The 10,997-nt window shown below is 56.8% G+C and carries 12 protein-coding genes and 1 pseudogene; 5 read left to right on the top strand and 8 right to left on the bottom strand.

Features of this window, described 5'->3' with window-relative positions; genetic code table 11:
• The 4 genes and pseudogenes from ggt to VGC62_RS10115 all read right to left on the bottom strand — a co-directional run.
• Positions 1 to 1,638, bottom strand: a 1,638-nt coding sequence (gene ggt / locus VGC62_RS10130) for a gamma-glutamyltransferase (RefSeq protein ID WP_331186941.1), incomplete at its 3' end; no start/stop codon positions are given.
• A 78-nt stretch (positions 1,639 to 1,716) separates the two neighbouring features.
• Positions 1,717 to 1,968: a YfhL family 4Fe-4S dicluster ferredoxin gene (locus VGC62_RS10125; RefSeq protein ID WP_331186940.1), complete on the bottom strand. Its 252-nt coding sequence runs from the start codon at positions 1,966 to 1,968 to the stop codon at positions 1,717 to 1,719.
• A 100-nt stretch (positions 1,969 to 2,068) separates the two neighbouring features.
• Positions 2,069 to 2,548: a pantetheine-phosphate adenylyltransferase gene (gene coaD, locus VGC62_RS10120; RefSeq protein ID WP_331186939.1), complete on the bottom strand. Its 480-nt coding sequence runs from the start codon at positions 2,546 to 2,548 to the stop codon at positions 2,069 to 2,071.
• Between the two features lie 136 nt (positions 2,549 to 2,684).
• Positions 2,685 to 2,819: pseudogene (locus tag VGC62_RS10115) on the bottom strand (AAA family ATPase); the annotation flags it as partial.
• A gap of 162 nt (positions 2,820 to 2,981) precedes the next feature.
• Here VGC62_RS10115 and VGC62_RS10110 point away from each other — a divergent pair.
• The gene (locus tag VGC62_RS10110) at positions 2,982 to 4,109 is read left to right on the top strand and encodes an efflux RND transporter periplasmic adaptor subunit (protein ID WP_414705777.1); all 1,128 of its coding nucleotides are present in this window, start codon (positions 2,982 to 2,984) and stop codon (positions 4,107 to 4,109) included.
• On the opposite strand, the gene VGC62_RS27670 is transcribed toward VGC62_RS10110, so the two are convergent.
• Positions 4,079 to 4,252, bottom strand: coding sequence for a hypothetical protein (locus VGC62_RS27670; RefSeq protein ID WP_414705779.1), 174 nt, complete (start codon positions 4,250 to 4,252; stop codon positions 4,079 to 4,081). The genes VGC62_RS10110 and VGC62_RS27670 overlap by 31 nt on opposite strands.
• On the opposite strand from VGC62_RS27670, the gene VGC62_RS10105 reads away from it, so the two are divergent.
• Both VGC62_RS10105 and VGC62_RS10100 read left to right on the top strand, forming a co-directional pair.
• Positions 4,193 to 5,179 carry an efflux RND transporter periplasmic adaptor subunit gene (locus VGC62_RS10105; RefSeq protein WP_414705778.1) on the top strand — a complete coding sequence of 329 codons (987 nt, stop codon included), beginning with the start codon at positions 4,193 to 4,195 and terminating at the stop codon, positions 5,177 to 5,179. The genes VGC62_RS27670 and VGC62_RS10105 overlap by 60 nt on opposite strands.
• Complete coding sequence (locus VGC62_RS10100; protein WP_331186937.1) at positions 5,176 to 8,310, top strand: efflux RND transporter permease subunit; 3,135 nt, start codon at positions 5,176 to 5,178, stop codon at positions 8,308 to 8,310. The genes VGC62_RS10105 and VGC62_RS10100 overlap by 4 nt, the downstream gene beginning before the upstream one ends.
• 93 nt (positions 8,311 to 8,403) lie before the next feature.
• Here the strand turns inward: VGC62_RS10100 and VGC62_RS10095 are convergent, their stop codons facing one another.
• Positions 8,404 to 8,829 carry a hypothetical protein gene (locus VGC62_RS10095; protein ID WP_331186936.1) on the bottom strand — a complete coding sequence of 142 codons (426 nt, stop codon included), beginning with the start codon at positions 8,827 to 8,829 and terminating at the stop codon, positions 8,404 to 8,406.
• Positions 8,830 to 9,239: 410 nt separating this feature from the next.
• On the opposite strand from VGC62_RS10095, the gene VGC62_RS10090 reads away from it, so the two are divergent.
• Positions 9,240 to 9,530, top strand: a complete 291-nt coding sequence (locus tag VGC62_RS10090) for a hypothetical protein (protein ID WP_331186935.1) — start codon at positions 9,240 to 9,242, stop codon at positions 9,528 to 9,530.
• The gene (locus VGC62_RS10085; protein ID WP_331186934.1) at positions 9,508 to 9,678 is read left to right on the top strand and encodes a hypothetical protein; all 171 of its coding nucleotides are present in this window, start codon (positions 9,508 to 9,510) and stop codon (positions 9,676 to 9,678) included. Before VGC62_RS10090 ends, VGC62_RS10085 begins: the two co-directional genes overlap by 23 nt.
• A gap of 198 nt (positions 9,679 to 9,876) precedes the next feature.
• Here the strand turns inward: VGC62_RS10085 and VGC62_RS10080 are convergent, their stop codons facing one another.
• Complete coding sequence (locus VGC62_RS10080) at positions 9,877 to 10,104, bottom strand: ubiquitin-like protein (protein WP_331186933.1); 228 nt, start codon at positions 10,102 to 10,104, stop codon at positions 9,877 to 9,879.
• Positions 10,105 to 10,309: 205 nt separating this feature from the next.
• Complete coding sequence (locus VGC62_RS10075; protein WP_331186932.1) at positions 10,310 to 10,936, bottom strand: class I SAM-dependent methyltransferase; 627 nt, start codon at positions 10,934 to 10,936, stop codon at positions 10,310 to 10,312.
• Positions 10,937 to 10,997: the final 61 nt, after the last annotated feature.

Raw genomic sequence — 10,997 nt, 5'->3', positions numbered from 1 at the left:
GGTTCTGGCGTTATTCTTGTTCCAGAACAGCACCTGCTGGTTACCGTACGGGCGCGTAGTCTCTTTGAGTCGGTAGCCGCGCTCTTGTAAATCGTGTAGCTCTTCGGCGCTGAATGTGCCGGGCTCGTATTCCAATACGTTTGGCATGTATTGATGGTGATAGCGGGCAATCGCCGGCCAGCTCGCAACCGGCTGTTCATCCAGGTATTGCAGCATCGACAGCAGCACAGCACTGGGGATTCGGCTACCGCCCGGCGTGCCAAAGGCGGCGAATGCACGGGGGCTTTCAATGAAGCTGGGGCACATGCTGGACAGCGGACGTTTGCCTGGCAGGATTGAATTGGCCTGACTGCCCAACAGCCCGTATGTGTTACTGCCTTCAGGATCGGCGGCAAAGTCATCCATCTCATCGTTGAGCACCACGCCCGTGCCGGGGACCGTGAAGGTCGAGCCGAACGGCAGATTCACCGACAACGTCGCCGCCACCGCATTGCCTTCCTGGTCGAGTACGGCGAAATGCGTGGTGTTATCGCCTTCGCGCCATCTGGGCGCTGGCGGCAACGTGTTGTTGGGTGTTGCTGTGTGTGGATCGATGCTGGTGACCAACTGCATCAGATAATCAGGCGACAGCACCTGTGCGACGGGGTTAGGCACGAAATCCGGGTCACCGAACAGGACGCGATCACGGTATACGCGGCGCAGCACCTCGACCACATAATGCGCGCGCTGCACTTTTTCCGACTCGCGCCACGGCAACTGCTGCAGCATAAAAAGGCTCTGCGCCAGCGCAATACCGCCTGCGGAGGGTGGCGGCGCGGTAATCAGTTCGCGTTGGTCCGCCAACACAAAGCGCAAGGGCTGGCGAGTGACGACCTCATATTGTTCGAAATCGTGAAAGCTCCAGATGCCACCCGCACCCCGAATACCATTGACCATCGCTTGCGCGGTCAGGCCACTGTAGAAGCCAGCGCGGCCTTGGTCGGCCAGGCGATCCAGGGTAACGGCGAGTTCCGGCTGCTTGATGATCTCACCCAGCGCCGGGACGTTGTTGTCACGCAGGAACAACCGGGCGCTTTCTTTATTGGCCCGCAGGGCAAACAGCCTCCAGCTCGCGCGCTCACGATAAACCTCATCCACCGCAAAACCTTCGTAGGCGATATGGATGGCGGGAGCCAGAGAGATCGTCAGTGGCAGTTTGCCGTAGTGCTCGGCCAGTTCGACCAGCGCAGCGGGCAGTCCCGGAATTGCTGCGGCAAGCGGGCCGTTGAGGGATAAATCAGGCTGTACGATACCGTTGCGGCGGTAAAGCTTGTACGTGGCCTTGAGCGGGGCTTTTTCTCGGGCGTCGAGAAACTGGTATTGCGTCGGCTCGCCAGATTGGCGCAACAAAAAGAAGCCACCACCGCCCAGGCCTGAGGCGTAGGGTTCGACGACGGACAGTACCGCACTGATAGCAATGGCTGCATCGAAAGCGTTGCCACCCGCGACCATGACTTCCCGACCAGCGGCAGTCGCTTGTGGGTGCGCAGTGGCAATGGTGGCTTGATCAGGGTGGTCTGGGCTGGCTTGGCCCGACAGAGCGCACATCAGCAACAATGCGCCAAACAAGGAAGGAATCCGCTTGAGACTCAATGTCATGTGTCGCTCGCTTTAGTCGAAAAAGGCAGTCATGCCAGTGTCTTCGGCGAAAGCGTATATGCCGACGGGTTGCCTTGGTTATGCCTTGCTTGTAATTATCTCGTACTTGGCCATTAGTTCTTCTTTGCTCTCCACATGGTTTTCGTCCAATGGAATGCAATCGACAGGACAGACTTGCTGGCACTGTGGCTCGTCGTAATGACCAACACATTCGGTACACAGGTTCGGATTGATCACATAGATCTCCTCACCTTGAGAAATCGCCTCGTTCGGGCACTCGGGTTCGCAGACGTCGCAATTAATGCAATCGTCGGTGATGATCAGGGACATGGATACTCCTGCCACGGTCGACGCCGGGGCATATGAAAACTAATGCGGCGAATTGTGCCGTATTAGCGCTTCAGATGCACCCAGGGTGCGACGCAATGCCCTAGTGTTTGAACTTCTCGCCCAGGGCCTGGGCAACTGCTGGATGTACGAATTTGCTGATATCACCACCCAACGCTGCAATTTCCCTGACCAGCGTAGATGAAATGAACGAATAACGTTCTGACGGCGTAAGAAAAAGACTTTCTACGTCAGGCGCCAGTTGCCGGTTCATGTTGGCCAACTGGAACTCGTATTCGAAGTCGGAAACCGCACGCAGTCCGCGCAGGAACACGTTGGCGTTCTGCTCTTTGGCGAAATGGGCAAGCAGCGTAGAAAACCCCACCACTTCGACATTGGGTAAATGCTTGGTGACCTCACGCGCCAGATCCACGCGCTCTTGCAACGAGAACAGCGGGTTTTTCTTCGGGCTGGCCGCCACCGCGATGACCACTTGATCGAACAGGCGCGAGGCGCGTTCGACCAGATCGCCGTGGCCCTTGGTAATAGGGTCGAAGGTGCCTGGGTACAACACTCGGTTCATCGCGTCGTCCTGGTCGGAGTCCGTTGGGGACTCGGATGGTATCGCAGCAGGCTCGGTCGGGAAAGCCAAGGCGATTATCAGCAGGCCGTCGCATGCCTGTATGAAATCGACCAAGGTTCAGACGCTGTGGACCTTAGGCGGCGAGGAGCAGCGCGCGATACAGGTTAGACTTGCCGCTGCCACTGGGCCCGGTGATCAAACTCAGTCTTTGCACTGGCACCACCAGCGTGTCGGCCGAGCGGCACTTGGCGACAGCGAGAGTGGTGAGTATTGGGCGCATCTATGGGGCTGTGTAATCGAAACCCATCAGCGCTGACGGAGTTTAGCTGTGCAAGGAACCCTGATCGACGCTCACAGTCGCATGATCACAACGCGATCGTCTCCTACTCGTCCTGGAGCGTTAAAGCAGACGGCATTGGCACAAGGAGCTTGCATGCCTGCTCATCCCTCTTTCTTTCGGTCCTGCCTGATAGCCGCGGGTATTGGCCTATGCATGGCAGCCCTCGCGGGCTGCGGAAAAGAAACTCCGCAAGAGCCTGTCCTGCCGAGGGTACAGATCCAGGAAGTCAAAACCAGCGAGTACGCCGCCGCGGTTTCGCTCACAGGTGACGTGCAGGCTCGAGTGCAGACGCAGTTGTCATTTCGTGTGGGCGGCAAAATCATCCAGCGCATGGTCGACGTCGGCGACCGGGTTTCAGCCCGACAAGTGTTGGCCAAACTCGATCCCAAGGACCTGCAAACCAATGTCGATTCGGCCATCGCCGCTGAAGCCGCCGAGCAGGCGCGCGTCAAACAAACCAGCGCCGCGTTCGTCCGTCAGGAAAAACTGCTGCCCAAGGGCTACACCAGCCGCAGTGAATACGACTCCGCCCAGGCCGCGTTGCGTAGCAGCCAAAGCGCGCTGAAGGCTGCACAGGCGCAGTTGGCCAACGCTCGCGAGCAACTGGGCTACACCGCATTGATTGCCGATGCACCCGGCATTATCACCGCGCGCCAAGCCGAAGTCGGGCAGGTAGTTCAAGCGACGGCACCCATTTTCAGCCTCGCCCGAGATGGCGACCGCGACGCGGTGTTCAATGTCTATGAATCGCTTTTCGTTGACCCGCCCACCGATCAGCTGGTGGACGTCACACTGCTGGACAACCCCAGGATTAAAACCACTGGCAAGGTCCGGGAAGTCACACCTGCGGTGTCGGCGCAGACAAGCACCTTGCAAGTCAAAATTGCCCTGAGTTCACTGCCGCCGGGCATGGAACTCGGCTCGGTGGTCAGTGCGGCACTGACCGTTCCAGCCAAAACCAGCGTCGAATTACCCTGGTCGGCGTTGACCAAGGGCCTTGGCGAGCAACTGGGCCAGCCTGCGGTGTGGGTCGTCGATGATCAAAATAAAGTGAGCCTGCGTGGCGTAACGATTGGTCGTTATCTGACCAGCAAGGTCATCATCAGCGATGGTTTGCAGAACGGAGAAAAAGTGGTGGTCGCAGGTGGGCAATTGCTGCACCCGGATATGCAAGTGGAACTCGCCCAGGTCTATAAACCATCCGCAGGAGCCCAGCCATGAGGCGCGTATCGGGCATTCTGTTGATCGGCGCATTGTTGAGCGCCTGCGGCAAGGACGAGCCGCCACCAGAGCCCGTACGTCCCGTGCTGTTTGTCGAGGTTCAGTCGCAGTCGGAGCAAACCCTCGGGCGCTTTGCCGGCAATATTGCGTCGCGCTACGAAAGCACCCTTGGCTTCCGCGTGCCAGGACGCATTGCCCAGCGCATCGTCGATGTCGGCAGCGAGGTCAAAAAGGGCGATTTGCTGGCGGTTCTCGACCCGACCGATCAACAGAACCAGGTGCGCTCAACGCAAGGTGAACTGGCCCGTGTCGAGGCGCAGTTGATCAACGCGCAGGCCAATGCTCGGCGCCAGCAGGAGTTGTTCGATCGTGGCGTCGGCGCCCAGGCGGCGCTCGACATCGCCGTCACGGACCTGAAAACCACGCAATCTTCTTACGATCAGGCCAAGGCCTCCCTGCAACAGGCCAAAGATCAACTGAGCTACAGCGAACTGCGCACCGATCATGACGCGGTGGTCACTCAATGGAAGGTCGAAGCCGGCCAAGTGGTCAGTGCTGGCGAACAAGTGGTCACGCTGGCCCGTCCAGAGATCAAGGAGGCGGTGATCGACTTGCCCGCAACACTGGTCGATCAACTGCCTCCTGGCGCGGTGTTTCAGGTGGCCAGCCAGTTGGAGCCGAACATCAGCACCACCGCCACCATCAGAGAGTTGGAGCCGCAGGCCGAGCGCACCACCCGCACCCGCCGCGCACGCCTGACGCTGGCCGATACACCCGCCGCGTTTCGCCTGGGTACGGCGATCAGCGTCACGGTGAGCTCCGCCATCGAGCCGCGCATCGAGCTGCCGGCCAATGCCCTGCAAGAAGCCAACGGCAAGACGCAGATCTGGATTATCGACATGCACAACCAAACCGTCTCGCCACGTCAGGTCGAGGTGGTCAGTCGCGCAAACGACCGCGTTCTTTTGCAGCCAGGCGCGGTGAAGTCGGGCGAGCGTGTCGTCACTGCTGGCGTGAACAGCCTCAAGCCGGGGCAGAAAGTCAAAGTCGATAAGGAAAGCCCGAAATGAAAGGGTCGTTCAACCTCTCCGATTGGGCGCTGAAACACCAATCCTTCGTCTGGTATTTGATGTTCGTCGCCCTGTTGATGGGCGTGTTTTCCTACATGAATTTGGGACGCGAGGAAGATCCGTCCTTCACCATCAAAACCATGGTCATCCAGACCCGTTGGCCGGGCGCGACAGTGGATGAAACCCTGGAGCAGGTCACCGACCGCATCGAGAAAAAGCTCGAAGAGCTGGACTCCCTCGATTACGTGAAAAGCTACACACGGCCTGGCGAGTCGACGATATTGGTGTACCTGCGCGACACCACCGATGCCAAAGCCATCCCGGACATCTGGTATCAGGTGCGCAAGAAGATCGACGACATTCGTGGCACCTTCCCGCAAGGGCTCCAAGGGCCAGCATTCAACGATGAGTTCGGTGATGTCTACGGCTCCATTTATGCCTTTACCGCCGATGGCCTGACCCTGCGTCAGTTGCGCGACTACGTCGAACAGGTTCGGGTCCAGATTCGCGATGTACCGGGGCTGGGCAAGGTCGAAATGATCGGCCAACAGGATGAGGTGCTGTACCTCAATTTCTCGACCCGCAAGCTGGCCGCGCTCGGGCTTGATCAACGCCAAGTGGTGCAAAGCCTGCAATCGCAGAACACCGTCACCCCGGCAGGCGTGATCGAGGCCGGGCCGGAGCGGATTTCAGTGCGTACCTCCGGGCAGTTCGTATCCGAGAAAGACCTGGAAACGGTGAACTTGCGGCTCAACGACCGCTTTTATCGCTTAAGTGATATCGCTGAGATTTCCCGTGGCTATGTCGATCCGCCCAAGCCCTTATTCCGCTTCGACGGTAAGCCTGCCATCGGTCTGGCTATCGCCATGAAGAAGGGCGGCAACATCCAGGAGTTCGGCAAGGCGCTGCACGCACGAATGGACGCCACCACTGCTGACTTGCCGGTGGGTGTTGGCGTGCATAACGTTTCCGATCAGGCCGAAGTGGTCGAAAAGGCCGTTGGCGGTTTCACCAGCGCGCTGTTTGAGGCGGTGGTCATCGTACTGATCGTCAGCTTCATCAGCCTCGGCCTGCGTGCCGGTCTGGTGGTGGCGTGTTCGATTCCGCTGGTGCTGGCGATGGTCTTTGTGTTCATGGAATACAGCGGCATCACCATGCAGCGGATTTCTCTGGGCGCCTTGATCATCGCCCTTGGCCTGCTGGTCGATGACGCGATGATCACCGTGGAAATGATGGTCACGCGCCTGGAAAAGGGCGACACCAAAGAGCAGGCCGCGACCTTCGCCTACACCTCGACCGCGTTCCCGATGCTCACCGGTACGCTGGTGACCGTGGCCGGCTTCGTGCCCATTGGCCTGAATGCCAGTTCGGCAGGGGAATACACCTTCACCCTGTTCGCGGTGATCGCCGTGGCGATGCTGGTGTCGTGGGTGGTGGCAGTGCTGTTCGCACCGGTCATCGGTGTACATATCCTTAGCGAGAACGTGAAGAAACAGGACGAACACGCCAAGCCCGGACGCATTGCGCGCGCGTTCAACGGCAGTATGTTCTGGGCCATGCGGCATCGCTGGCTGACAATCATCATCACCCTCTTGCTGTTCGCCACGTCGCTGTTTTGCATGCGTTTCGTGCAGAACCAGTTCTTCCCGTCATCGGACCGGCCAGAGATTCTGGTGGACCTCAACCTGCCGCAGAACGCGTCGATCAACGAGACGCGCAAAGCGGTGGATCGCCTGGAAGCAACGCTCAAGGATGACCCGGACATCGTTCGCTGGAGCACCTACATTGGCCAGGGCGCGGTGCGCTTTTACCTGCCTTTGGACCAGCAATTGGAAAACCCCTACTACGCGCAGTTGGTGATCGTCAGCAAAGGTCTGGAGGAGCGCGGCGCCTTGACCGAGCGCTTGAAGCAGACGCTGCGCAAGGATTTCGTTGGCATCGGGACATACGTTCAGCCGCTGGAAATGGGCCCGCCGGTGGGGCGTCCGATTCAGTATCGGGTCAGTGGCGAGAACATCGATAAAGTGCGTCAGCACGCCATCGATCTGGCGACACTGCTCGATCAGAACCAACACATCGGCGAAATAATTTACGACTGGAACGAACCGGGCAAAGTCCTGCGCATCGACATCAATCAGGACAAGGCCCGGCAACTGGGCTTGTCCTCAGAGGATGTGGCGCAGTTGATGAACAGCATCGTCACCGGCTCTGCCGTAACCCAGGTGCGTGATGACATCTACCTGATCAACGTGGTCGGGCGCGCTGAAGACGCCGAGCGCGGTTCGCCGGAAACCCTGCAAAACCTGCAAATCGTCACCCCGAGCGGCACATCGATTCCGCTGCTGGCGTTTGCCACCGTGCGTTATGAACTTGAGCAGCCCTTGGTTTGGCGACGTGATCGCAAGCCGACCATCACGATCAAGGCCGCCGTGCGCGATGACATGCAGCCGACCGATCTGGTCAAGGAGTTGAAGCCTGCGATAGACAAATTCGCATCAGGGTTGCCCGTTGGCTACAAAGTTGCCACAGGCGGCACCGTCGAGGAGAGCGGCAAGGCACAAGGGCCCATCGCCAAGGTCGTGCCATTGATGATCTTTCTGATGGCGACATTCCTGATGATCCAGTTGCACAGCGTGCAGAAGATGTTCCTCGTCGCCAGCGTTGCGCCGCTCGGGCTGATCGGCGTGGTACTGGCGCTGGTGCCGACAGGCACGCCAATGGGTTTTGTGGCGATCCTGGGGATTCTTGCGTTGATCGGTATCATCATCCGCAACTCGGTGATTCTGGTAACGCAAATTGATGCCTACGAGAAGGCCGGATATCTACCCTGGGACGCCGTGGCTGAAGCGACCGAACACCGTCGTCGTCCAATCCTGCTCACTGCTGCGGCGGCCAGCCTGGGCATGATCCCCATCGCCCGCGAAGTCTTCTGGGGCCCGATGGCCTACGCCATGATCGGCGGCATCATCATCGCCACGCTACTGACACTGCTGTTTTTGCCCGCGCTGTACGTGGCCTGGTACAAAATCAGAGAGCCAAGCGATGAAGATCGCCAGAAGGCTGAGGCCCAGAAAAAGGACCAGGAAGACAACGCGCCAGGCGAAGAGGGTGAACCCGCGCCCGTGCGTTAAGCGCTTCGCCAATAAATTCGCTCCCACAGTCCAGGAAGTGGGAGCGAATGAGTCTAGATCATCAATCGTACGTATGAGTGGGCTCCGGTAGTTTTATGGACGCTTTAGGCTAAAATTTGCCACATGAACGGGTCCAGCTTTTAGTTCATCATCGAGCGGTTGGTTGATTCTTACTTCTCCCCCCAACATTACATGTAACTCAGAACCAATAAAATCTTGCTGTGGAAAAATAGTTATATCGTATTTTTTCCACTTGAGCTCGGCTTCAATAAACATCCAGGAGGTGGTAAATTCACCACTAGGCAAGAAAAGATAATAGAATATCGGTAAAGTTGTTCCTGGCTTCTCAAATTTAGCCTCAAACTGAAACTGTACTGCCCCCTTATCTACAGGGCCAGTAGTTTGGTATATTCTCTGACCGGCCAATAAGAGGAGGCTGTAACCCTCACCATATTTTGAGAATTTCGGTGTAAAGTCATCGAGGCCTTTTTTCCAAGGCACTAGAGTTTTTATCAGCAAAATTCCCGTTTCTTATCATTTCGGTAGACATGATGGCTCTCCCTTTATATTGGCATTCTTAGTAGATACAGCCTAATTGCGCAAGGACTTGGTATTTAGATGCAAGCTAACCTAGCTGAAAATAGTGTCGCGTGTTTTCCATCAGATTAGAACTGTCAAAGCTGACAGTTTTAATACGTATTCGAAATAATAATGAATGACATGGAAACAACACGATACGCAAGACGAGGACCGCGACGGACGTTAATTAGCACCTGCGCAGTGAAGCCCCTAGGGAATGCCTCTATTCCTTAGCACGAACGTATCCGGTGTGGCGAAGCCCAGATCGATTCGATGCCACGCTCTTGCCATAGGCTCAAAGCCCCCATATTTCAGACAGGTCTGACATACAGCCCTTTGTCGACTGATTAGTGTCGACCCCCTTTCAATCTATTGCCGGGGCGCGACATGTTTTATCCCTGTCGGCGAGCCACGAATTTATCTCGCTGGACCCTGCTGCGCCGATGACGTTTCGGTTGTATCTGGGGGATGCTGACCCGCTGTCGAGTGCTCGACGCTATCGTCAGTGGTTGATTGAGAACGGGGCTTACCAGACCCTAGACGACAAACTCAAGGAAACGCCCCAGGCTCGTAAGTTGCTGGGCGCACCACACGTTTACCTATGGGGCAATGATCTGCTTGCGGCAAGCGACGTCCAGTGAACCGCTGGCGGTTCAGTTGCGCGGTCATTTGAGCGCCGAGGCCGCAGCGATCCTGGATCAGCCGCAACGCAATCTGACGCGTTGGCAACAAACCTTTTTGTTGCGCGCGCTCAACGAAGCGCTCAATACGGTGGCCCGGGCAAGCTAGATGTATGGAGCACAGCCCGACATGCAGCGCCTGGGGGGAGACCCATGCAGGTAAATGTTTAAGATCACGCCCCGGACAGCATCCGAGATCCAGTCCAATATTGGCTACGGTTGTAACTCTGAATATGGCGGCACCACCCTGCTACTTTACCTTTCACCTTTTATATCGATACATAAATGCACATTATTACTTGCTCCGCTAAGATCTTAATCTCAGCACAAGGTGTAATGCGCTCTCCTTTTGTATATTGTAATCGGCAAGAGTTCGTCCATCTTCCAGTTGTTTTCCTGCAAAAATTAGTCTTTGATTTTCTGGCGCAACGTCTTCTATGGGTTGTATTTTTGCTTTGATATTTTCTATGGTATCAGAGGACTCCACATCCAAAGTAATCGTTTTTCCGATCAATGTTTTTACATAAATATTCATATGATTACCCCGTCGCTGTATGTTGAGAGCATTTGTAGCGTCATAGATAATGGCGCACCGCTTAGGAGTTAAACTTCTGCGCAAGCTTACTTGTGGAATTTATTATTGGTGATGCTAACGCTTAACTTCCTGCCCCGCCACTGTCACATTTAACAGTTTTTATACCAAGTCGAAATAGCGGCAGAACGGCTCACGCATAATCGCTTTATCGTTTGCGCCAGACACTCGCCAGCCAAGGCTGTTGCGCGCGTGGCAGTCCTGTTGGTCGATAGTAATGTTCCAGCTCAACGAAACCCGCGTCAGTCAGCAATCCACGCCAGGCATCAAGGTCGTGATACGAGCCATACCGTTCGCCCTTCCAGCCTTCCTGGTTATTGCCCCGGGGGTTGGAACTGAACAACACCCCGCCCGGTTTCAAGCTGGCGCGCAACTCACCCAGCACCCGAGGCAGTTCCTGTTTGGGGATATGAAACAACACGGCGTTGGCGAAGATGCCATCGAAGCGCTCGGCGCTCAGATCGAGTTCAAGAAAGTTCTGGTGCAGCACTTCGCAGCCACTGTCGGCACGCGCCATCTGGGCAAAGCGCTCGGAGCCGTCGAGCCCGGTGGCGATGTGGCCGATGGCGGTAAAGGTTTTCAAGTCCCGCCCAGGGCCACAGCCGAAATCCAGAATCTGCCACGGCTTCTCACTGTTGATATGACGCAATAACGCTTCGATGTTTTGGCTCACGTCGTGATCACGCGTGCCTTCGCGAAAGCCCTCAGCCGTGTGGTTGTAGTTGCCCAGCGTGGTCGAGGTGATTTGGGCGAGATCCTGCGAATCGAGTTTCATGGTGGCGACAGTCTGAGCGGGGAAGCAGTCAATATACCCCCGCCCGAGGCTGAATCAATCG

Source organism: Pseudomonas sp. (genome assembly GCF_036404235.1).
In the GTDB taxonomy this organism is placed as follows: Bacteria; Pseudomonadota; Gammaproteobacteria; order Pseudomonadales; family Pseudomonadaceae; genus Aquipseudomonas.
This window is presented reverse-complemented; position numbering and strand designations above follow the sequence as displayed.